Below are 21,323 nucleotides of genomic sequence, written 5' to 3'. Positions count from 1 at the left end.
CACCATGTCAGTAATGATTAATTAACGTATCTTTACCGACAAGAGAACTGGCCGACGCTGTTTTACGGCATACCCCACCCCTACAAGCCCTATCCGCGTCGTTTTTACATGAACTGAATATGGCTCTTGAAACCAAGGAGAGCCGCATCCCGAAGGTTATATTGGGCATTCGGGTGAATGTAATATTCAAAGAGCGGCGTAAAAATGACGCCTCGTACGACGTGAATTGCGTAATTGAATTCCATCACGACAGCATCCCGCTGCACTCCAGTGGCGTGATTGAGAAGTGTCCCTCCCTTCCGGATCAAAGCCGCTTCCGTGCGACTGACACCGGACGCAATCTTCGTATAGGTCAGGGAAAAGCCCAACGTATCGTATGGTCGGGAAGCGAAGAGACCACGATTAATAAGCGCCCCATAAACCAAATAGCGCCGCAGCGATGTGTGCGGATCATTGTAAATCAAACCAGCCATTCCGGTTAAACCAGATCCTTTGGCCTTATAGTGCAGGAATTGCTGATCCAGCATGACCCATGTGGACCATGATGCACTCCGTTTTTTCTGTGCAAGTCCAGTGGTGGCATAGGAGCCGCCATACAGATCATAATAGTTATCGACCTGAGGCGTGCTGAAAACCTGGGCACCAAACTTGTAGTGGCCCGGCAGTTTCCCGTGTCCGAACACAGGTTCCCAGGCGGTTTCAATTGGTGCGGCATAGCCAATGATATTGGCGCCGTTGAATTTGAAGCCGGTCCGATGCTGATAGACCTGATAAATTCCGTTTTCGATTGGGTACACACCCGTCTGCACATAGACAGAACGCACAGGCCTCCCACGTACACGGAAACCCCATGTTGCCGCCGGGTAACCCGCATCGAAATTGGTATCGGTAATGCCCTTGGGGCGGCCGCAGAAACTTCCGTTCTGAAAATTGCAGAATAATGGGCTGGCAGCAAAATCCGAGATTTCAGACATCCGCCCGGCAGCTATGGCAAGTCGACCGCCATAAAGCGTTTCTTCACCATACATATAAACAAGATGCACAACGACATTGCCTCCTCCGCCGTAATCTTCGGAAGCATGATTGAGCCAGTCACCAAACATACGGTTCGCAGTGGTGCCGTAACGCCCGACCGTAATCATGTGCGTGGCAAATCCACGCAGGCCCGCAAGCTTTTCCCAATCGATATCGAGCTGCATTGCATACTGACCTGCATTGCTCGCACCCTGCTTATAGTTTTCAAAACCCGGCGTGCTGCCTCGCGTCGGCCTGGTAATAGCGCCTGCAAATTCATTGGTGTTATCGACGAGGAAATTGATCCCCCTCTTGCGCAGCCAGTCTGACAGCGGATTGGAAACAATAGCTTCCGGATGAGAAAATTCTGGCACGCTGGTCTTGCGGGAGCCATTTTTCGGCAGAGGCGTCGAGACCAGAAGACTTGGAGCAGAACCAACATCCCGGTCCATAACCTGCCCTAATGCTGGAACTGAGACAAATACACTTCCAAACAAGAAAAGACCCGCAATACGTCGAAGATTTCCACCTTGCACACGAACGCGTAAGTTCCGCATCTTCCATCCCAATAGAACAATCGTTACATCACAAGTTCTTGCGTCATATATTTCAGGATTCTGAACAACAGACACATAAATACAATGACGAAATTTGATAATAAGAGAATTCTATTTTTGACACCTGTCGGGGATTTGATTTTCAAAAACAAAATTCACAGATATATAAAATTTTTTTATATTTTCTTGTTTGAATAAAACAAAGTATACATTTTCCATATTAAATACTCATGTCGGTAAAAATAATTATCAGAGATTGTTTAAATATGAACAGGATGTAATATCACTGTCATATGAAACACATTTTTGTGGATGTTTTCGAAAGTGTGTCTTTTTTTGTGGAAAATCAAAGACAGGAAGGGGAAGAAGTTTATCGTTCACGCGAACCACATGTCGTGGCGTGTGAAGAGAGAGGAAATTTCTGCATGTCTCTTTCTGGTAAGATTGCCGCTGTAACCGGGGCGGCTCAGGGTATCGGCAAGGCCATTGCTCTTCGTTTAGCGCGCGACGGCGCGGACATCATCCTGCTGGACGTCAAACAGGAAACCGTTCAACAGGCTGCAAAAGAAGTTGAAGCTCTTGGCCGTCGCGCCATCGCGCTGACGGCGGACATCAGTAACCGGGATGCATTTCAGGCAACCCTGAAAGACGCTGCCGACCAGCTCGGTGGCCTCGACATCATGGTGAACAACGCCGGCATCTGTCAGGTCAAACCCATTCTGGATGTAACACCGGAAGAAGTTGAGAAGATTTTCCGCATCAACGTGCAAGGCGTCATCTGGGGTATTCAGGCCTCAGCCAAGATCTTCCAGGCCAGCGGCAAGAAGGGCAAGATCATCAATGCCTGCTCTATTGCCGGACATGAAGGCTTTCCACTTCTCGGCATCTACTCCTCCACCAAGTTTGCCGTTCGCGCCCTGACGCAATCCGCCGCCAAGGAACTGGCGTCTTCCGGCATTACCGTGAATTCCTATTGCCCCGGCATCGTCGGGACAGACATGTGGGTCGAAATCGACAAGCGCATGGCTGAGATTACGGGTGCAGACATCGGCGCAACGTATAAAAAGTATGTCGAAGGCATTGCTCTCGGCCGTGTTGAAACTGCCGACGACGTCGCAGGCTTCGTAGCATTCCTGTCCGGTAAGGACTCGGATTACATTACCGGTCAGTCCATCCTGATCGACGGCGGCCTCGTTTACCGCTGATCTGAGACCATAAAAAAGGGCCGGATTCCTCCGGCCCTTTTTTGTTCAGGCGTCCCGCGGGATCAGGCGGCCACGCTGCCAGGCTTCGGCTGCTTCATCAGGGTCCTGCCCCTCCACGCCGATCATATAGTCCAGCGCACTCATGACCTTGTTGCCGAGCATCATCTCGGAAAGCTCATCCAGCAGATCCGTGTCCGCTTTGCGGGCCACGTCTTCACGCAGGATCATGCGAGCGGACATCTCGCCACCCAGTAGCTTGCCCGGATCTTCAACCAGCGTCAGCAAAGACGTGTGAAACACAGCATGCGGCTGTGTTGCGACAACAAGGGGCGCCTCCCCTTCGGCCTGAGCCTTTTCCAGCCGGGCGATTAAAGCGGCTTCCCCAACCACTTCCATCGGAAGAGAGGACAGCGCCGGAAGCTGCTTCAGGGCTTTTTCTAGAATTTCCCGGCTGTCATCCGCAACGATGACACGATCGACGTCAGCGGACGTCAGGGTATTGACCGGACCAACCGCTTTCAGTGCGGCAAAGGAAATCTGTGGCTGGTACAGGTCACCGATAACACGGGAGCCGGGGCCGGATAATTTTTCATCTCGTGGAAACCAGGCGGAAACCAGAAGATCGACTTCCCCCTGCTCCAGCGCTTCTTCGATGTCTTCCGGGTCGAGGTCCACGAACTCGACTTCCACTTCATGCGCTTCGAGAACACGCGCGACCGCACTGGCGCACCCGGCATGAAGCGAGGTGTACAGATGGCCGATCGTCATTTGCGTCATGAGGCAGGTCCGTCAGTCGAAAAGTTGAAACGTGAGACCGTGAAATAGGCCTCACGCTTCGTTTTGTCACGACCCTTACCAGATCTTTACGCGCTGATCCGGGGCCAGATAGAGCTTGTCGCCCTCTTTTACGCCAAATGCGTCATACCAGGCATCGATATTATGTGTAGGGATGTTCACACGCGTGACAGCCGGTGCGTGTTCGTTCGAAAGCATCTGCTGACGCAGCGCATCCGGACGATCCTTCTCACGCCAGACCTGCGCCCAGCCCAGGAAGACGCGCTGATCACCCGTTAGGCCATGGACCTTGGTTTCCGGCTTGCCATGCAAGGAGTCATGATACGCCTGCAGACCAAGATTTAGACCACCAGAATCCGCGATGTTTTCGCCCATCGTCATCTTGCCGTTCACATGGGTGCCCGGCAGAGGCTCCTGCGCGTCATACTGTGCACCCAGACGATCCGCGAGCTTCTGGAATGCATCGGAAGACGCCTTGCTCCACCAGTCATTCAGACGACCATGCTCGTCATAATGACGACCCTGATCGTCAAAGCCATGGCTCATCTCGTGGCCAATGACACCACCGATGGCACCATAGTTCACAGCCATATCGCCCTTCGGATCGAAGAACGGCGGCTGAAGAATGGCAGCCGGGAAGACGATCTCATTCATCGTCGGGTCGTTGTAAGCGTTCACCGTCTGCGGCGTCATGCCCCACTCATCGCGATCCACCGGCTTGTCGAGCTTGTTCAGCTCATGCTGCCAGTTGAACGCCGCACCACGCACGGCATTGCCGTACACATCGCCCTTGCGAACGACGAGGTTGCTGTAATCCCACCACTTCTTCGGATAACCGACCTGAATGGCGAAATGGTCCAGCTTGTTGAGCGCGGCCTTGCGGGTCGGCTCATCCATCCAGGTATTGTGCTCAAGGCGATCATGGAAGGAAGATTTCACTTCCTGCACCAGAGACGTGATCTGGGCCTGCGCGGACGGTGGGAAGTAACGAGCCACATAGATCTTGCCGATCGCCCAGCCCATGGCACCGTTCGTCACGCGGGTTGCACGCTTCCAGCGCGGGGACTGCTGGGCAACACCAGAGAGCGTCTTGCTGTTGAAGTCGAACGAGGCGTCCGAGAAGTCATGCGACAGATAGGTTGCCGCGTTGTCCGCCAGATGGAAAGCCAGCCAGGCCTGAAGCGTGCTGTAATCGGCGGCTTTCAGAACGCGGGCCATGGCCGCAATGCCTTCCGGCTCGCGCACATCAACCTTGCGATCTGCCAGGCCTTCGGCCGGGAGACCTGCTGTGGTCAGGAAGGCCGTCCAATCAAAATCCGGAGCAATCTTCTGGAGCTGGGATACCGGCATCGGGTTATAGATTTTGAGCGGATCACGGGTCTGGTCACGAGGGACTTCGACCTTCGCCAGAGCCGTCTCCAGATCCACCACAGCCTGAGCATTCTTTGTGGCATCCGGCCAGCCTTCAAGCGTCAGCATGCGGGCAATATACGCCTGATAAGCCTTCTTTTTGTCGGCCAGCTTGGGGTCTGTGTAGTAGCTGATATCGGGCAGGCCGAGACCGCCGCTGACACCGATACTCATACCCTGATCGAGCATCAGCATGTAGTGTTCCGGGTCCTTCTGGTCCTGCTCGACGCCAATCTGAAACGTCGAGAACGCCATGGACTTCAGGGATGACCCAAAGGCTGCTGCAAGGCTCTTGGCGTCACTGACCTTGCGGATCTTTTCCAGATCAGCCGCCAGCGGCTTGGCACCAAGCGCGTCTACAGCCTTCTGGTCCAGGAAGCTGGCATAGAACGTGCCAATCTTGCCCATGTCATCCGACGGTTCTGCCGAGACATGCTTCTGGGCTTCGCTCAGGATCGCCTTCTGACGCTCCATGGACAGCTCGTAGAGAATGCGGAATGGCCCGTAGCTGCTCATATCCCCTGGAATTTTCAGGTTCTTGAGATAGGTGCCGTTGGCATATTCGAAGAAATTGTCGCCCGGTTTGACGCTGCGGTTCATGCCGGCTTCATCGAAGCCCCAGCCCGAATTGTAACCAGCAGCCTGAGCACTGACAGATGTCAGGCCCATGGCCAGCGCAAAGAGGCTCGCGCCCTGCGTCAAGCGACGTTTAACAGAAACTGTGGTCTTCACATTATGCCTCATGTTCTGGCGGTTGCCGTAGCATGAGGCATAAAAGATCACGTCGTCAAAAAGCCGTCCATACAGACGGAGACTTTTTGTTACTTACCGTTTTTACGAGAGGCCTTACGGGCCTTTTCCGCCGGGGCCGAAACAGCCAGCACATCATAGTCAAAGACCATGACCTTATCGAGATACGGCCCTGCAAACTCCTTGAAGGCTTCATGAGCCGGATCGAAGAAGGCCGGGTCGGTCACGACAGGCTTGCCCACATAATAATTGCGGTCCCCTTCCGAACGGAAGGTCACAAAAAAAGCCTGCTGCAGGCCGCCCTCGACCCCCTCACCGCTGTTCTGGAAGCCCGTCTCCAGGCTTACGACGACAGGTCGTCCATCCGGGCGACGGCTATCCTGCGCCAGGTGAAGGAAGCGGGCCGCAACTTCGGCACGCTGTGCAGGCGTCGCATCCTTCTTGTATTTGAACATGACCATGTGACGCACCGTTCCGACATGCCAGTCAGATGCGGTGAACTGGGCATATCCCACCTGACGCGCCAGTTGCTGACTCGCAACAGTTGCGCCCGCAGGTGCATCCGCCTTGATCGGGCCAGAGGTCGCAATCGGGAGAGAGTACGGATCAGCCTTTGCGGCAAATCCCTGAGACAGTCCGGCCACGGACATCAGGGCTGCGGCACCCCAGATCAGGCGGCGGGACAGAAGTGAACGGACGTCCATTCTCAAGCTCCAGTATTCAAGACAGAAAATGCACGTCTTCATGACACAAAACTGCATCTTCCGTCTTGTGAATTTCAGCGGAGGACCAACCGGTCAGGCTGCAATCTGGCGCTGGAATGACCGCTTGCGCCACTGGATCAACCGATAGACACCATTTGCCGCAAGCCTCTGAAGCTTTGAATGCGGCGTAAAGCCGATGGTCTTGAAGATCATGGCCGTCACACGATCAATATGCTTCTGCTGATAGAACCCCATCGCCTTGGACATGTACGCCGCGATGCAGCGCTTGTGATCGTAAGGGACGTCCTCTCCTTCATTGGTCGTGTGATAGGCAGAGGCGAGTTCATCGTCCTCACTCTCCGTCACACGACTTAAAGCAATGCGGGTCCGCGCCCAGACGCTTAGCTTCTCGCGCTTCAGATAACGGTGCATGTGATCATAGAACAGCTTGAAGTGGCGGTATTCGTCGGCCGCAATCTGCTTGCAAATGGCTTTCAGAAGCGGCTCATCCGTCGCATCCGCCAGCGCTGTATAGAACGAAGACGTCCCCGTCTCGACCATACAGCGCGCGATCAGTTCGCCCGTGCGGGAGCCACGAATGGATGCATCGACATCTGCATCAATCTTGTAACTTGCCCTGTACCGGTCAAAGGCTTCTTCATAGTCCCAGCTCGGGTCCGCCAGCATCGCCCAGCGACCCAGCGCATCACCATGCTGTACTTCTTCCACCGCCCAGTTGGCCGCCGCGGCACTGAAATCAGGATCACCTATAAAGACCCGACGCAGATATTCCGCGTAGTCCAGACCGTTCTTTTCCACCACTGAAGCAGACTTCACCAGAGGAATGATATCCGGGTCCACGCGGGATGGATCAAAGGAATCCCAGTCCATCTGCTCGATACGCCAGTGTTTCATTGCTTTGCCTCGTCCGTTTTCCGGCTCATAATCATGACGATGAGATGACACGCCGGGGCCATTTTGGGTAGGTGTGACGCAACAACGTTGGAGAAAGCCCCGTGACGGCTCAGAAAATGACACAGCCAGACGTCCGCCACGACTGGACGCGCGCTGAGGTTGAAGCACTGATCAACCTCCCCTTCCCGGACCTGATGTTCCGCGCCCAGGAACTGCACCGTCGTTATTTCGACCCCACAAAAGTGCAGATTTCCACGCTTCTTTCGATCAAGACGGGTGGCTGCCCGGAAGATTGCGCCTACTGTCCGCAGAGCGCACGCCACGAGAAAAGCGTGAAGGCCGAGCGTCTGATGGCGCTCGACAAGGTCATGAAAGAAGCCCGTGCCGCCAAGGCCGCAGGTGCAGGTCGATTCTGCATGGGCGCCGCATGGCGCTCCCCGAAGGAGCATGACCTCGATTCTGTCTGCGAGATGATCGAAGGCGTAAAATCTCTTGGTCTTGAGACCTGCGTTACACTGGGGATGCTGGATTCCACGCAGTCCCAGCGTCTCAAGGATGCCGGGCTGGATTATTACAACCACAATCTCGATACGTCCGAAGAGTTCTACGGCTCCATCATCTCGACACGCACCTATCAGGAACGTCTCGATACGCTGTCCAACGTGCGGGATGCGGGCATCAATGTCTGCTGTGGCGGTATTGTCGGTATGGGCGAAGACCTGTCTGACCGTGCTGGCCTGCTGATGACGCTCGCCAATCTGCCGAAGCATCCGGAAAGCGTGCCGATCAATCTGCTCGTGCGCGTGGAAGGTACACCTCTGGGAGACGTGGAAGCCGTCGATCCGATTACCTTTGTGCGTATGATTGCCACGGCCCGGATCATGATGCCGCAAAGCCATGTCCGCCTTGCGGCTGGCCGTGAGAACATGACGGATGAAGCCCATGCCCTATGCTTCCTGGCAGGTGCCAATTCCATTTTCTGCGGTGAAAAGCTTCTGACGACCCCGAACCCCGCAGAACACCGGGACCGTCAGCTTCTGTCCGCTCTGGGCATGACCCCGATGGTACAGTCCGAAGCGGAAATGGGCACTCTACGCCCTGCCGTTCCAGACATTGCCGCCTGCGAACCTGCTTTATCCTGAAAACAAAAGGAGGTTGCCGTGTTATTGGCAACCTCCGGCCACCTGATCAGGCCTTCAGACGGGCCGCAATATCAGCGACGCGCTTGCCATAGTGTTCAGCTGTGATCAGGTCACCTTTCTGAACACCATCAACACCCGCATTTGCGGGAGAGCGCGCAAGCAGACCGACTGAACCACCCAGATTGTTCGGATCCTCCGCGGTTGCTTCGAGAGTATTCGACGGTGGCATACCAAGGCTGACCCAGATCCCCCCATGTTGGGACGCAAGCGTCTGCAGGGTAATCAGTGTGACCTGCTTGTCGCCACTCGGGCTCGCCGAATTGGTGAACCCGCCAAATACCTTGTCCTGCCATCCACGCGTGAACCAGATTTTGGACGTGGCATCAGCAAACTTCTTAAACTGCCAGCTCACATTGCCCATATAGGTTGGCGTACCGAAAATAATGGCATCTGCCGCATCGAGTGCTGCCCAGTCTGCGTCGGTAATGTCACCCTCTGCGCTGATGGCGACAAGTTCTGCCTGAGCGCCTTTTGCGACATGCTCAGCAACAACTTTCGTGTGCCCATATCCTGAGTGATAGACGACCAAGACCTTCGACATTGTTTTGCTCCTTCACATAGCAAAAACGCGTTTGGATACGTGGTTTCTTTTTGATACCACTCCCTCATCCGTGGTAGAGCGTTCAGACATTCTGAAGCAAGAAGGCACTTTTCAGACACATGGTCACCTCCGAGAAACCTGCGTCACGCCCCCAGGCTCTTTGCTTTAACGTCTACGCCAAGGATTGCCCCACGCGGCTGGTTCTGGATCGGCTGGGAGACAAATGGGCTCTCCTCATCCTTGACCGACTTCAGAATGATGTTGTGCGTTTCAACGCGCTCAAACGGGATATTCATGGGATTTCCCAGAAAGTCCTCTCACAGGTTCTGAAAAACCTTGAGCGCGATGGACTGATTTCACGAACAGTCTATCCAACTGTGCCGGTAACAGTGGAATACAGCCTCAAACCACTGGGCATGACCTTGATCCAGGCGGTCTCCAGCCTGACACATTGGGCCGAAACGCATATGTCAGAAATCGAGAAGGCTCAGCATCTCTACGACGCATCAAAAGACTGATCACTCCCGATGGTCTTCCCGCCTCTGCCAGATCGCTCCTTTACTTTTTCTCTTGGCGCGGCTGCCGTTCTTTCCTAAACCCTCGCCCTTTCGCGAATTCGGGACGGGACCAGCCAGCATGACGACGCATTCTTCTACAGCGCCAAAAATTCGCGTCGGCATCGACTTCGGCACGACCAACAGCGTTGTGGTCATTGCAGATGAGCACGGCACGACGCAGCCTGCCGTCTTCAACTTCATCGACAGCCCGTCTTCCGAAACCTGTCGGACCCTGCTCTGCCTCTGGCTCGATCAGGATGGGAAAAAGCGCGTACTTCAGGACGCCATTGGGCTCGATGCAATCGAAGCCTATCTGGACGATCCGGCGGAAAGCCGCCTCATCATGTCCATGAAGACCTATCTCGCTCAGGGCTCCTTCCGCGAAACCCGCGTCTTTTCCAGCACCATGACGCTTCAGAACCTGATTGCCCGGTTTCTTCGCTCCCTTATGGACAAAGCCGGTATCAGCCCGGATCAGGTCAGCGCCACGATTGGGCGCCCGGTACGTTTTGCCGGCGAGCTCGCGGATGACGAACTGGGTGTAAAGCGTCTCAAGGAAAGCTTTGTCGAAGCGGGTTTTGCAGAACCCAATGTTGTCCTTGAACCGGAAGGCGCCGGCTGGCGGTTCATGCAGCGTCTCGATGCTCCCGCGACTGTTCTGGTCGGAGACTTTGGTGGCGGTACCAGTGACTTTTCCGTCATGCGCTTCGATCCGCACGGCTCTCCCCGCACTGTCACGCTTGGCCATTCCGGCGTTGGCATTGCAGGAGATCAGTTCGACTTCCGCATCATCGATAATGTCATTGCCCCGGCCCTCGGACGGGATACGACCTACCGCGTCATGGGTGGGCAACCCCTTCCCGTTCCGATCGAATGGTATGCGAGCTTGGGCCGCTGGCATCGCCTGTCCCTGATGCGGACGCCTCAGACCCTCCGCAGCATCGAAGATGTCGCTAAGACAGCATCCGACCCGCAGAAGCTCCGCAATCTGCTGCGTCTGATCGAGGATCAGGAAGGGCAGAACCTCTACCGGGCCATCGGTCAGGCCAAGACCGAGCTCTCCCGGCAGGACAGCACCGTACTGCGCTTTGCTCACAAAGATCTTAAAATCGAACAGACGATCACGCGCGCAGACTTCGAGAGCTGGATCAGTCCGGATCTGGATAAGCTGGCGACTGCTATTGACGACGCGCTTGAGCGGACCGGTCTGGGAACAAATGGGATCGATCGCGTGTTCCTGACCGGCGGTACGTCATTCGTGCCCGCCGTCCGTCAACTGTTTATCGACCGCTTTGGGGCAGACCGCGTCGATGGTGGCTCGGAATTCGTATCCGTCGCCGAAGGTCTGGCGCTCATTGAACTGGAGGCCGGAGGAGCGGCCTGAAACTTTAGGTGGAATTGCCTGTCAACCGGTCTGGAGAAATGGATTTCATTGTCCGGGCCGACACGGAAGCGTATTTGAAAGTTCCCTCCAGTGTCAGCGTAAAAGAGGTGTCGGTCTTTCCATAGGCCCGCGTTGTGAGACAGGCACCTGCAGACGTGAAAATCTCTACGACTGAGCCATCAATGAAAATATCCAGTGCGTTGCGAGCTGCCAGAGGAAGCGGTGCGCTATCGCCATTGGCTATCAGTTCGCTTTCCGGGCGGTACGGGTCGTAATCAACGTCGAGAAACGCTCCCTGCCCTCCAAATGTCAGACGTCCCGGTGCTGTCCCGGTGAACGTCAGACGAATCCGGCCATTCGGTCCGTTAGGCGCAGACCAGATGAACGGAGCAAGTTGGCGGAATGGCGCATCTTCCAGCGCGGAAAGAGCCGGATAGGGCTCAAGACGAAGGCTTCCGTCCCTATTGGATGTGACTATTCTTGGAAGAGACATAACGCCACTCCAACCCGCCTCCATGGCGGCATGGCTGCGCTCTGGCTTTTCGGGAATCCAACCCCAGAGAACGCGCTTCCCATGTTCATCAAGCATCGTTCGCCCGGCATAAAACGATCCATATCCTAGAGAATGAATCAACCGAGGCTCAAATATGCCTGCGCGGTAAGAGCCGGATGCGTAATAGACGGTATTTCCCAAGGAGTAGATCAGAACCTGAGTATTGCCGAGCGAAAAAAAGTCAGGGCATTCCATGGCGTCATCATAGGCGCCGCTCATATGTGTCGGGCCATAAAAGAGACCGCGATACGTCCAGTCTTTCAGGTCATGGCTATCATATTTCAGAACCACTCCCCCGGACCGAGCGGAGACTGTCGGACGTTGGCACCCAGCAACATGTGCCACCCTTCCTGATCTTTCCAGACCAGCGGATCACGAAATCCATCGACCTCCAGACCCGGCGGCGGCTCGGAGACCACAGGGACAGGGTTCTGTTCCCAGTGCACCATCTGCAGATCTGACGTCGCAGTACACTGCACAGATGGCTCAATACCCGTATAAAAAGCGATCGCACGGTCTCCGACGATCACTACACAGCCGCTGAATACCCCGAGGCTGTCAGGACCACCGGGAACAGGGCTCAGCGCCACCGGCTCATGATGCCAATGAACCAGATCCGTGCTTGTAGCGTGCCCCCAGTGAATGTTTCCAAAAGCGGCCTTGTCCGGACCCCACTGATAGAACATGTGATAGCGACCATTGACCCACACCGGACCACACGGGTCATTCATCCACCCGTATGGCGCAATCAGGTGATATTGTGGGCGCAACTGATCGGCAGCCATGGCAGCAGCCGAGGGCAAGCGATAAGGGCGCGCGACACTTCGACGTATTTGGCTGAGCGCTAGCAAAGCCACTCCAGACCCAAGAACGACCCGTCTGGACGCCTGCTTCATCTCATTCTCCATTCATTCCGATGTCGTCACTATCGGATGAATTGGGTAGCGTAAACAATGCCAGAAGACGGTTTGGGGGATTAGCGAATGGGTGTCGCTGGCGTACTCACCGTGGAGACCGTGATGGACGCTTTCTCTACATGCCCGGTTTCCTGTACACTACGGCTCGACAGTTCCTGCTGGCGCAAGGCTGCGGCAGTGCTCATGTCTCCCTGTGCCTCAGCGGCCTGAGCGGCCACGAGAAGGGCACGTCGCATCCCTTCATAATCCTGCGCATCCCGTCTTTTCTGCGTCAGGGACATCGCCTGATCCAGAGCCAGGGCTGGCGCATGGTTCAGGAGCGCCAGACGCGCCGCCAGATCCTGATGGTCCATCTTGGCCGCAGGTTCTTTCGAGGGGGCCAGTAACGCTGCCATCCGGGTCAACTGTACTGTGTCCCCCTGATCCGACGCCCCCAGACCAGCCAGATAAGCCGCCCGGTTCCGGATTTCTGCATCCGCCGACTGGAGAGCCATAAGAGCTGAGGCTTCAGAGCCTGTCAGATCATGCTGCCGGTACAGGGCCGCACTTCTGACAAGTTCCAGATCACTGGTCTGGCTATACTGACGAAGCTTCAGGGCTCTCTCGGTACGATCCAGAGCCGTCAAAGCGTCAGCAGGCTTGTTTTCCTCCAGCAACGCCGTGGCGAGGTTGAACCCCGCATCATGGATCTGGGGAGCATCATCCCGGATCAGGGCACGATCCATGGCAGTGCGATACTGGCTCTCAGACTGGTCCGGATGACCAAGATCGAAAGCGCTCCGACCGGTTTCCATGGCATTCTCATAGGCCTGATCCGGATCGGGGCCTTTGCTGACTGACGAACATCCAGCCATCAGCAGACACAGGACCATCATGGGCTTCATGGTCGAACGGCCTCCGCTGGCAGACGATGGGACGGTGTTTTCTGCGCACTTCCGCCAAGGAGCCATAGGCCTCGTAGCTGATCGGTCAGCTTGCGCAGACTGTTTGCGCTGGCTTCCGCCTGTGAGATCAGGGCCGGAATCTGGGCCGTGGCCGCATTGGTATGAGCAATCGTTTCCTGAACCTGCGGCATGCTCTTTTTCAGTGTTGCAGATGCAGACCGGGCATTCTCCATCGTGCCGTCAGCTTTGGTCATGACGCCACCAAGCTGTTTCTCGATTGGCTGAAGGCGCGCGATGACTTCATTCAGGTTCTCAAGAGCCTGATTGGCGCGCTGAAGGGTGTCATCCTTGACCAAAAGGCCACCCACCGTCCCCTTGCCTGCCCGCATATCCGTCAGCATGTCGTTGACCTGCTTGGTGATGGCCTGAACGCTGTCCATGGCAGGGACCAGCTTGTTCCGAACATCTGTGACAGTCTGGGTAATGACGTCCGCAGGATTGGCTTCCACAGTTGCGTTCAGGACGGCATAGCCCCAGTCCATGTCCTCGCCTCTCCCGCGTCCCAGCTCGATATAGCTTGCGCCAGCGACAACGAACCGATGCCGGATCACGGCTGAACTATCCTGCTTGATGAAGGGCACAAACTGGGGTTCGATATAGCCTTCCGCGTACATGCGGCCCGTGCTGTTCAGATCCAGATGGCGGATTTCACCGGCATGAACACCCATGATTTCGATGTCATCGCCAATCGCCAGGCCTGCAACGCCAGTTTCAGGCAGCACAAAGTGGATCTTCTTTTCCGGGGTCAGCCACTGTTTGAGAAACCCGGCTTCCGCTACGGCAACCGCAAACAGGACAATGGTTGCAAGAACCAGCAGCCCAACCCATTCATCCGCGTAGCGGTTCTGAAAGAGCGGACGGGCAGTGTCAGGGCGGCGTACGCGAAACATCAAGACCCTCGCATCGAAAACAGTCCATCATCATAAAGACGCAGGCGAATGCTCGCATCCGACTCATAGGACCGCCAGCTACTGTCATCGGGCGCAAGCCAGACAACCGCACAACCACGATCCCGCGCATCGGTCAGGGCTGACAGAAACGCATTAAGGAGGGGAGCATTCGCATCCCCCATGGGGTTCTCAAGCAACAGAAGCGCTGGCTCCCCCAGAAAAGCCCGCACGCAATCTGCCCGGCAGCGGTCCAGTGGAGAGAGCTTCCCTGGAGAAATGACCGGTAACCCGGGAAGACCGAACTGCATGCCAAGCTGCACGGCCCGCTGCATCAGGCGCTCTTCCGGCACACGGGTATGATATAACTGCGGCCAGAGAATGTTCATGTGAGTGCCGTACAGGTCGATCCAGCCACCATTGGCGACCATTCGCCCGATACGGCCGCGCAGGGCAGCGGCCCGCCGCTCATCCAGATCATTCCATTCGAGGCCCATACACCGGGCCTGCCCATCATCCAGATCCACCAGTCCGACGCACATATCGGCAAACAGACTGGCCTGCTGCATGTCCCGACATTCGATCAGGGCGCAATCGCCGGGGTTCAGGCGCAGATTGTAGCGCACGGATGCCAGCCCGGTGCCGTCAAAGCGGGGTCGGGCGTCCACCAGTTCCAGAACCGGATCAAGGATATTCAGTTCGGTAGCCGGAGCCTTGTTCTCGTCTGCCATGTCAGTCCAACCACACGCTCAGAACGACATTGATCGTCATGATGGACAGGATACCGCGTGCAAATCCGCGAGGCATCAGGGAGGCAAGGTCATCCTCACTCGTAGCATCCATACCAGAGAGGCAGGAACAGACGCCGACGGCAAAACCACTGAAAATGAATTTGGCCGGGATGGCGAAGTAGTCCACCGGGTGCATGCTGCTTACCACCTGATCCAGGAAAGCCCAGACCGGCATGGTGATGACCCCCTCCACCCGGCATACGACATATCCCACCAGAAGAGCCGTAAGACTGAAGATGATCCCCAGCGTGAATCCGCTGATGGTCATGGCAAGGCTGCGGGGGAGCAGGAAGGCCACGAACGGGTCGATCCCCATTCCTGTCAGAACCCGCATCTGCCCTCCGGTGGTAAGTGTTCCCAGTTCGGTCAGCATCAGCATACCCGACCGCCCCAGCAGGATGACGCCCACAAGAACCGGCGCAATCTCACGCACCATAACGGTTGAGAGAATGGATCCGGTCATCTGTGCCATTCCGGCGAAACCCAGCCAGTACACGGCCTGAGCAACGATCCCGAATCCTGTCAGTGCCGCCGTGACGAGAACACTGATCATGCCTCCGCCGGTGGCCTGCTGAAGGGAATGCCAGAATTCTATCCTTACAGTCCGCCGCCAGGATGTCGGGGACAGTCCCAATCGCAGAACGCCCCATGCCGCTCCGATGACCATCAGGGTAAAGCGCATCTGGGCACGGGTGAAATGCCCCAGATAGGCCAAAGCATTCTGAATGCGGGATATCCTCTCCAGGCGGCCTTTCATCGGCGACCAGCCAGAATGAAGCTGCGGGTTACGCCGCTATTGGGAAGATAGAACATTCCGCGTGCCCGGAAGAGGAAATGCTCCCGAAGCTGAAGATAAGCCTGCTCTGAAACCTGGATCGTCCCAGCATCTGGCGCGCTGGCAGCCAGAAGCTCGGCAACATTGATCGCTTCGCCCCACAGATTGAAAACCGCAGGGTCACACCCCAGCATGGCTGCCATAACCGGCCCGACGTCAATGCCCACCCGGAAGACAGGATCGATATCAACGGATGCCAGCAGTGACAGACATGCCTCACGAATAGACACCGCGGCATCCGCAAGACGCAGCATAGCATTCGGGTCTGGCTCCTGCGAGCAACCACCCACCAGAACCAGACGGTTGCTCACAACCTGCACGGAGAACAACCCGGTTTCACGGGAGATGCGCTGGATGTCCTCACTGAGGGATGACACCACTTTCATGGCCCGCTCGGCGCTATGGCGATCCATGGCGTAAGGGTCTGCAAATGAAATGACCATGACCGGCACCTGCGGATAGATCCCGCTGGGAACGGCCTCATCCTGCACACCGCCCGATGCTGGAGGCAGAAGAAACCCCTCGTCGTAGCGGGTGTCTTTCAACTGATGGGTCACGCTCGGCCGGGCATCGGCCTGACGATCAGTCTGATCCAGCGCCTGCGAAAAGCGAAGCGCTACGACGGACGAGACAATCGCCACGATATGCTCCATCGCATCGGCTTTGGACGGGTTTTCAAGCACGATGGCGCCAACCGGCTGATGTCCACGCATCACGGGATGAAAAACCAGCGACGTGGCTTCAACAGCTCTCATGATGATGCGTTGAAAACTCTGGCTGCGCTCATCCTGTCGTGCATCGTCAATGGAGAGGGAATGTCCTTCCATCAAGGCTTCAAACAGCAGAGGATTTTCGCGCTTGGTGATTTCGATGCCGGTACTGTGGACGTCACGAACCGGATCAAAAGCGTCTTCACAAAGCAGCCTGTCTCCATCCGGCAGGAGCCGCCAAAGGCTGGCACGGCGGGAGTTTGTACGTGCCGCCAAAGCTTCCGTCAGGATTGGAACATCATGGGAGGCCTCAAACAGATCTGGCGTACTGGCAATCTCGTAAAGAGAAGCATTTTCCGCGCGCATCTGTTCACGGCCGATTTCGATACGTCTGCGAAGCCGCTCAATACGTCGCCCTTGGATGATCAGCCCCAAAGCCAGCAACGACGCCAGCCCGACCACAAGCGCTGAAAACCACATGTTCTGCCGACGCGCCGTAATGGCAAAATCCGAGAAATCGTTTTCAGGAGCGTTCAGCAACAGCACCCAGCGCCTGTGCACAAACGGTAGCGCTGTCGCGATGGTGACGTAGTTTTTTCCTCGCGCCGAAACCAGGCCGGGGCCCGGCCCTTTCACCCTGAATGTATTCAGTGCCCGGATGAAAACCGGCTGCGTCTTGGGATCAAGATGCATGTTAGCCGGGTCAAAGGTCGGTTGCGTTCCATCATCTGTCGCTGTTTGCCCGGCAATGATCTGGCCATGCATGTCGACGATCACCGCCTTGCCACTCCGCCCGACCTGAAGGTTGCTCAGGAAGGAAGTCAGCCGGTTCAGGGCAATATTGGTTGCGAAAACGGCCTGATGACCATCATTCGTCTGAAAGGCCATGGACGCGGTGATGGTGAATTCCCGCGCCGCGAGATAGGCGTAGGGGTCAGTCCAGTAAAGGGCCCCCTCTCCTCGCCCGATGCGTTTGATGGCTCCCCGGAACCATGGCCGGACCGTAACATCGTATCCGTCCGCCGGATCGAAGCCGGTCCCCACAGGCGTGCCGCTCTGATCGACGTAGGTGTGACGATAGACACCGTGACCATTCTCGATCTGGAAGTGGGTCTGCTCGTAGTCCTTGCCGTGTCGTGTGACCATCCAGAACTGCTTCTGGTCATTGGCCAGATAGAAGCTATCGACCTGAGGCATGTGCGCCAGCATCGAGCGCCCATAGAGCATGAACGCTTCTGGCGAAGCGTCCGTCAGCGGCTCACGGAACATGTCCTGCGCGATGGTCGCGCTGTCCGAGGCTGGGGACAGATAATTCTGAACCTCTTCCGTCACGTATTTCTGCTGGCTTCGCAACAGATCGCTGGACAGGGAAATCGCGCCCTGACGGGTCGTCCGGTAATTGTGAAGACTGATTGCGATAATTGCCGCGATGACGAGCAGCACACCAATAATCGGGCCAAGAAACTGCAGGACCTTCTGCCGGCTACTGGCAGGACTACGTGTCGGGTCAACAATCTCGGCGGCTGACAAGGGCTTTTACTCCGGGATCACGGATATTCGAACGCTATTTCTAACACTCAGTAACATGCCAATATCCTCCGCTCCATGATTGATCGCAACCCGCATGCCGGGTGACAAACGCATGAGGCCTCAAGATTTTTACTTTCTGGCAATAAAATTTCGTCAATTCGGTCCTCTATACATAAAGAGCATAATCCGTATCATACTGGTCCTGTTTCACTGAATCTCCTGTGATGCTCGGGGCACCTCCTGAGAGTGTCACGCTTCAAGAATTCTCGGTGCGTCTCCATGCTTGACCTGCTGCCCTACCGTTCCGTTCTGGCTTTCACCGGCGCTGATCGCGTCTCCTTTCTGCAAGGACTGATCACGAACGATGTCCAGCTTCTGACACCAGACACTGCTTTGTGGAGCGCCCTCCTGACCCCACAGGGGCGGTGGCTGAGCGAGTTTTTCCTGTTCAGCACGCCCGACAGAATTCTGATGGATTGCCCGGCGGATCATGCGGACATGCTGACTAAAAAGCTCTCCCGGTTTCGGCTGCGCGCTGACGTCAAAATTGCCGCCACAGACTTTCAGGTGATTGTCGGGCATGACAGTTCGGCTCCAGCGGATACCGTCTGTGTGGCGAATGACCCGCGATGTGACGATGCGGGATGGCGGGCTGTAGTGGAGCAAGCGCCTGTTGATGCAAAGCATGGTGCGGACTGGCTGAAGAGGCGACTTGAGAAAGGTCTTCCTGAAGCTGTCGATTTTGAGAGCGAGAAGACGCTGGCCCTTGAAGCCAATATGGACCTGCTCCACGGCGTATCGTGGAAAAAGGGCTGCTATATGGGCCAGGAACTCACGGCCCGGACGCATTACCGTGGGCTGTTACGTCGTCGCCTGCTACCGGTTCAGCTTCAGGATGGGGCTTTCCCGGAAACCGGTGGTACGCTGGTCATGGGCGACAAGGAGGTCGGAGAACTGCGCTCCCGTCAGGGATCGCGCGCCTTGGCCATGCTGCGTCGTGAAGCGTGGTCGTCTCCAGAACTTGCTTTTGAAGGCAAACCGGTCTCCGTTGTCTGGCCTGACTGGTTCCCCTTGGAGATGCGTTCGTGACCTACACCCCGCCTGCCCCCGCCATCGTCGATGACATTGTCAGCCAGACGAAGTTCGATGCGAATGGCCTGATTTCCGCCATCGCGCAGGATACGAAGGGCGTTATTCTGATGCTGGCATGGATGAACGCAGACGCCCTGCGGGAAACGCTGCTTACCGGCCGCGTCTGCTATTGGTCCCGCAGCCGCAAATCCCTGTGGCGGAAGGGCGAAACGTCAGGCCAGCAGCAGCATCTTCTGGAAGCCCGGCTGGACTGTGACATGGACGCTGTTCTGATGATCGTGGATCAGACGGGCGTAGCCTGCCATACGGGTCGTCGCAGCTGCTTCTATCATGGGGTCACCCCGGACGGGCTGCGTGATACCGCGCAGCCCGAAATCAGCGCCGAAGAACTTTACGGGCGCTGATCTGTCACGGCCGCTTGTGCTCCGGGAAGCGGCCAGCCCGGCATCATGAACGTTGCCGGGCAGTTATCCTGAACCTGCGGGGATGACCGATAAGACCCATTGGCCGGGAAGGTCGACAGTTTCTGCGGATCGAGTGTGAACCAGAGCTGCGTCAGAACGACTTTCCCATCATGATCAGGTTCGCACTGGAACTGGAGTGCCCGCTCTTCCCGCACGCCGGTCAGTTGTACGAACATCTCCAGCAGATCGTCTTTTTTCACCTGAAAACCGCTATGCTGCGCTAGCCACTGCCCATAAGCGGATGACGCAAAACGATCCCGCAACTGCATGGATGTGATGAAAAACTGATCTGCATCGTAACCGAAGCAACGGGCATGCTTGGTATATTCATGTACATGCAACGGATGCTTCAGGTGAGGAACGACGCTGGCCAGTGCGTTTTCCGTTGCAGGCTGGAGCTTTGGCGGTGTGTCATCGTGATCGTAGATGTCACACCCCTTCATCCACCACTGCTGAACAGGGACGTTCTGCGCTTCAAGTGCGTGCGGCTCTGACGCCCAGAGACCATGCAGGCCAATCAGATGGTTATGCGGCTGACTGGCCGTACAACCGCCTCCACTTGCGCAAAACCCCGGCTGCCAGGTCAGGGCCAGCGTATCGTGACTGAAATCCGTATGGGTAACAGGTGTCAGCGATGGTCCGACAGGCGCCTGTGAAGAAACGCACCCGCCGAGAACAAGAAGGGCAGCAACAACAAGGCGCTTCATGCCTTCAGTCCTTTGGCGTGATGGGTCAGATGATCGGCAATGAAGCTCTGAATGAACCAGTAGGAATGGTCGTAAACGTCATGATGACGCATTTCGAGCGACTGCCCACTTTCTTTTGCGGCCTCGACAAGAGCATCAGCCCGCAGGTCGGACAGGTACTGGTCCTGCAATCCCTGATCCACAAGGATTGTGGCGGGATGCTTATGGCCGTTCCTGAGAAGCAACGTGGGATCGCAGTCGCGCCATTTTGACGGGTCCCCACCAAAATAGGCATCGAACGCCTTCTGCCCCCATGGAATCACACTCGGATGGCAGATCGGTGCAAAGGCTGAAACGGATTTCCAGAACTCGGGATAACGAAGCGCCTGAACGAGCGTGCCCATGCCGCCCATGGAATGGCCCATGATGCCCCGACGGTCCCCATCAAGCGGGAACAGCTTTTCCGTCAGAGCTGGCAGTTCCCGATGGATATAACTCTCCATGCGATAGTGCCTGCTCCATGGTTCAGCCGTGGCGTCCACATAGAACCCTGCCCCTGAGCCGAGATCATACGCGTCATTTTCGCCCGGGGTTCCTGTATCGCGAGGAGATGTGTCCGGCGCAACCAAAGCAATGCCATGCTCTGCCGCGAAACGGATGGCGTTGGATTTGATGAGGAAGGTTTCATGATTGGCGGTCAGACCAGCCAGAACGTGAATAACCGGAACCTTCTGCCCAGCCAAAGCCTCCTTGGGCAGGAAGATCGAGAACGTGGCGGGAACGCCCAGAACCTCTGAGGGATGTTTCAGAACACGCAGGGAGCCCCCACAACAGGCATGCTGCCCCACTGTTTCTATGGCTAGGTTTTCAGACGACATGC

At 56.3% G+C, this 21,323-nt stretch carries 21 protein-coding genes; 6 read left to right on the top strand and 15 right to left on the bottom strand.

The window, feature by feature from the left end; all coding sequences use genetic code 11:
- Positions 1-104: 104 nt before the first annotated feature.
- Positions 105-1,571, bottom strand: a complete 1,467-nt coding sequence (locus tag GFR01_RS03855; protein WP_244902136.1) for a carbohydrate porin — start codon at positions 1,569-1,571, stop codon at positions 105-107.
- A gap of 425 nt (positions 1,572-1,996) precedes the next feature.
- Here GFR01_RS03855 and GFR01_RS03850 point away from each other — a divergent pair, with 425 nt between their 5' ends.
- Positions 1,997-2,776, top strand: coding sequence for an acetoin reductase (locus GFR01_RS03850; protein ID WP_099181613.1), 780 nt, complete (start codon positions 1,997-1,999; stop codon positions 2,774-2,776).
- A 45-nt stretch (positions 2,777-2,821) separates the two neighbouring features.
- Here the strand turns inward: GFR01_RS03850 and GFR01_RS03845 are convergent, their stop codons facing one another.
- The 4 genes from GFR01_RS03845 to GFR01_RS03830 form a co-directional block, all read right to left on the bottom strand.
- Positions 2,822-3,553: a glycine betaine ABC transporter substrate-binding protein gene (locus GFR01_RS03845; protein WP_099181318.1), complete on the bottom strand. Its 732-nt coding sequence runs from the start codon at positions 3,551-3,553 to the stop codon at positions 2,822-2,824.
- Positions 3,554-3,628: 75 nt separating this feature from the next.
- A complete protein-coding gene (locus GFR01_RS03840; protein ID WP_099181317.1) occupies positions 3,629-5,788 on the bottom strand; it encodes a M13 family metallopeptidase in 2,160 nt (719 codons plus the stop codon).
- Positions 5,789-5,802: 14 nt separating this feature from the next.
- Positions 5,803-6,435, bottom strand: coding sequence for a Dabb family protein (locus GFR01_RS03835; RefSeq protein ID WP_099181316.1), 633 nt, complete (start codon positions 6,433-6,435; stop codon positions 5,803-5,805).
- Between the two features lie 93 nt (positions 6,436-6,528).
- Positions 6,529-7,350, bottom strand: coding sequence for an acyl-ACP desaturase (locus GFR01_RS03830; RefSeq protein WP_099181315.1), 822 nt, complete (start codon positions 7,348-7,350; stop codon positions 6,529-6,531).
- A gap of 116 nt (positions 7,351-7,466) precedes the next feature.
- Between GFR01_RS03830 and bioB the strand changes: the two genes are divergently transcribed.
- On the top strand, positions 7,467-8,492 hold the full coding sequence (bioB, locus tag GFR01_RS03825) for a biotin synthase BioB (RefSeq protein WP_174694667.1): 1,026 nt from the start codon (positions 7,467-7,469) through the stop codon (positions 8,490-8,492).
- A gap of 46 nt (positions 8,493-8,538) precedes the next feature.
- Here bioB and GFR01_RS03820 read toward each other — a convergent pair whose 3' ends face one another.
- On the bottom strand, positions 8,539-9,093 hold the full coding sequence (locus tag GFR01_RS03820) for a flavodoxin family protein (RefSeq protein ID WP_099181313.1): 555 nt from the start codon (positions 9,091-9,093) through the stop codon (positions 8,539-8,541).
- A 119-nt stretch (positions 9,094-9,212) separates the two neighbouring features.
- Between GFR01_RS03820 and GFR01_RS03815 the strand changes: the two genes are divergently transcribed.
- Entirely contained in the window at positions 9,213-9,611 is a 399-nt protein-coding gene (locus tag GFR01_RS03815) for a winged helix-turn-helix transcriptional regulator (protein WP_099181312.1), read from the top strand.
- A 118-nt stretch (positions 9,612-9,729) separates the two neighbouring features.
- Complete coding sequence (locus tag GFR01_RS03810; protein ID WP_099181311.1) at positions 9,730-11,034, top strand: Hsp70 family protein; 1,305 nt, start codon at positions 9,730-9,732, stop codon at positions 11,032-11,034.
- A 4-nt stretch (positions 11,035-11,038) separates the two neighbouring features.
- Here GFR01_RS03810 and GFR01_RS16095 read toward each other — a convergent pair whose 3' ends face one another.
- From GFR01_RS16095 to GFR01_RS03780, 7 genes are all read right to left on the bottom strand, one after another.
- Entirely contained in the window at positions 11,039-11,878 is an 840-nt protein-coding gene (locus GFR01_RS16095) for a glycoside hydrolase family 32 protein (RefSeq protein WP_264780546.1), read from the bottom strand.
- A complete protein-coding gene (locus GFR01_RS16090) occupies positions 11,869-12,483 on the bottom strand; it encodes a glycoside hydrolase family 32 protein (protein ID WP_264780547.1) in 615 nt (204 codons plus the stop codon). The genes GFR01_RS16095 and GFR01_RS16090 overlap by 10 nt, the downstream gene beginning before the upstream one ends.
- Positions 12,484-12,563: 80 nt before the next feature.
- The gene (locus GFR01_RS03800) at positions 12,564-13,388 is read right to left on the bottom strand and encodes a hypothetical protein (protein ID WP_099181310.1); all 825 of its coding nucleotides are present in this window, start codon (positions 13,386-13,388) and stop codon (positions 12,564-12,566) included.
- On the bottom strand, positions 13,385-14,338 hold the full coding sequence (locus GFR01_RS03795) for an MlaD family protein (protein WP_007282234.1): 954 nt from the start codon (positions 14,336-14,338) through the stop codon (positions 13,385-13,387). The genes GFR01_RS03800 and GFR01_RS03795 overlap by 4 nt, the downstream gene beginning before the upstream one ends.
- Positions 14,338-15,066, bottom strand: coding sequence for a P-loop NTPase family protein (locus GFR01_RS03790; protein ID WP_099181309.1), 729 nt, complete (start codon positions 15,064-15,066; stop codon positions 14,338-14,340). Before GFR01_RS03790 ends, GFR01_RS03795 begins: the two co-directional genes overlap by 1 nt.
- Before the next feature lies 1 nt (position 15,067).
- On the bottom strand, positions 15,068-15,883 hold the full coding sequence (locus GFR01_RS03785; RefSeq protein ID WP_099181308.1) for an MlaE family ABC transporter permease: 816 nt from the start codon (positions 15,881-15,883) through the stop codon (positions 15,068-15,070).
- Positions 15,880-18,201 (bottom strand): cache domain-containing protein, encoded by a 2,322-nt coding sequence (locus GFR01_RS03780; RefSeq protein ID WP_099181307.1) that lies wholly within the window; start codon positions 18,199-18,201, stop codon positions 15,880-15,882. Before GFR01_RS03780 ends, GFR01_RS03785 begins: the two co-directional genes overlap by 4 nt.
- A gap of 279 nt (positions 18,202-18,480) precedes the next feature.
- Between GFR01_RS03780 and ygfZ the strand changes: the two genes are divergently transcribed.
- Positions 18,481-19,290 (top strand): CAF17-like 4Fe-4S cluster assembly/insertion protein YgfZ, encoded by an 810-nt coding sequence (ygfZ, locus tag GFR01_RS03775; RefSeq protein WP_099181306.1) that lies wholly within the window; start codon positions 18,481-18,483, stop codon positions 19,288-19,290.
- A complete protein-coding gene (hisI, locus tag GFR01_RS03770; RefSeq protein WP_099181305.1) occupies positions 19,287-19,697 on the top strand; it encodes a phosphoribosyl-AMP cyclohydrolase in 411 nt (136 codons plus the stop codon). The genes ygfZ and hisI overlap by 4 nt, the downstream gene beginning before the upstream one ends.
- Here hisI and GFR01_RS03765 read toward each other — a convergent pair.
- Positions 19,685-20,464, bottom strand: a complete 780-nt coding sequence (locus tag GFR01_RS03765) for a ribonuclease T2 family protein (protein ID WP_099181304.1) — start codon at positions 20,462-20,464, stop codon at positions 19,685-19,687. The two genes, hisI and GFR01_RS03765, sit on opposite strands and share 13 nt — an antisense overlap.
- Positions 20,461-21,321, bottom strand: coding sequence for an S-formylglutathione hydrolase (gene fghA, locus GFR01_RS03760; RefSeq protein ID WP_099181303.1), 861 nt, complete (start codon positions 21,319-21,321; stop codon positions 20,461-20,463). Before fghA ends, GFR01_RS03765 begins: the two co-directional genes overlap by 4 nt.
- Positions 21,322-21,323: the final 2 nt, after the last annotated feature.

Origin of the sequence: Gluconobacter frateurii, from assembly GCF_002723955.1 — a bacterium.
GTDB lineage: Bacteria > Pseudomonadota > Alphaproteobacteria > Acetobacterales > Acetobacteraceae > Gluconobacter > Gluconobacter frateurii.
The sequence above is the reverse complement of the archived record's forward strand: the minus strand, read 5'-3'. Positions and strand labels throughout refer to the sequence as shown.

Excerpts from the sequence above, each read along its gene's own strand:
- GFR01_RS03835 (WP_099181316.1), bottom strand. The coding sequence starts at position 6,435 with ATGGACGTCCGTTCACTTCTGTCCCGCCGCCTGATCTGGGGTGCCGCA.
- GFR01_RS03800 (WP_099181310.1), bottom strand. The coding sequence starts at position 13,388 with ATGAAGCCCATGATGGTCCTGTGTCTGCTGATGGCTGGATGTTCGTCA.
- GFR01_RS03790 (WP_099181309.1), bottom strand. The coding sequence starts at position 15,066 with ATGGCAGACGAGAACAAGGCTCCGGCTACCGAACTGAATATCCTTGAT.
- GFR01_RS03785 (WP_099181308.1), bottom strand. The coding sequence starts at position 15,883 with ATGAAAGGCCGCCTGGAGAGGATATCCCGCATTCAGAATGCTTTGGCC.
- ygfZ (WP_099181306.1), top strand. The coding sequence starts at position 18,481 with ATGCTTGACCTGCTGCCCTACCGTTCCGTTCTGGCTTTCACCGGCGCT.
- GFR01_RS03845 (WP_099181318.1), bottom strand. The coding sequence starts at position 3,553 with ATGACGCAAATGACGATCGGCCATCTGTACACCTCGCTTCATGCCGGG.
- GFR01_RS03830 (WP_099181315.1), bottom strand. The coding sequence starts at position 7,350 with ATGAAACACTGGCGTATCGAGCAGATGGACTGGGATTCCTTTGATCCA.
- GFR01_RS03765 (WP_099181304.1), bottom strand. The coding sequence starts at position 20,464 with ATGAAGCGCCTTGTTGTTGCTGCCCTTCTTGTTCTCGGCGGGTGCGTT.
- GFR01_RS03820 (WP_099181313.1), bottom strand. The coding sequence starts at position 9,093 with ATGTCGAAGGTCTTGGTCGTCTATCACTCAGGATATGGGCACACGAAA.
- GFR01_RS03855 (WP_244902136.1), bottom strand. The coding sequence starts at position 1,571 with ATGCGGAACTTACGCGTTCGTGTGCAAGGTGGAAATCTTCGACGTATT.
- GFR01_RS03795 (WP_007282234.1), bottom strand. The coding sequence starts at position 14,338 with ATGTTTCGCGTACGCCGCCCTGACACTGCCCGTCCGCTCTTTCAGAAC.
- fghA (WP_099181303.1), bottom strand. The coding sequence starts at position 21,321 with ATGTCGTCTGAAAACCTAGCCATAGAAACAGTGGGGCAGCATGCCTGT.
- GFR01_RS03850 (WP_099181613.1), top strand. The coding sequence starts at position 1,997 with ATGTCTCTTTCTGGTAAGATTGCCGCTGTAACCGGGGCGGCTCAGGGT.
- GFR01_RS03815 (WP_099181312.1), top strand. The coding sequence starts at position 9,213 with ATGGTCACCTCCGAGAAACCTGCGTCACGCCCCCAGGCTCTTTGCTTT.
- bioB (WP_174694667.1), top strand. The coding sequence starts at position 7,467 with ATGACACAGCCAGACGTCCGCCACGACTGGACGCGCGCTGAGGTTGAA.
- GFR01_RS16090 (WP_264780547.1), bottom strand. The coding sequence starts at position 12,483 with ATGAAGCAGGCGTCCAGACGGGTCGTTCTTGGGTCTGGAGTGGCTTTG.
- GFR01_RS03810 (WP_099181311.1), top strand. The coding sequence starts at position 9,730 with ATGACGACGCATTCTTCTACAGCGCCAAAAATTCGCGTCGGCATCGAC.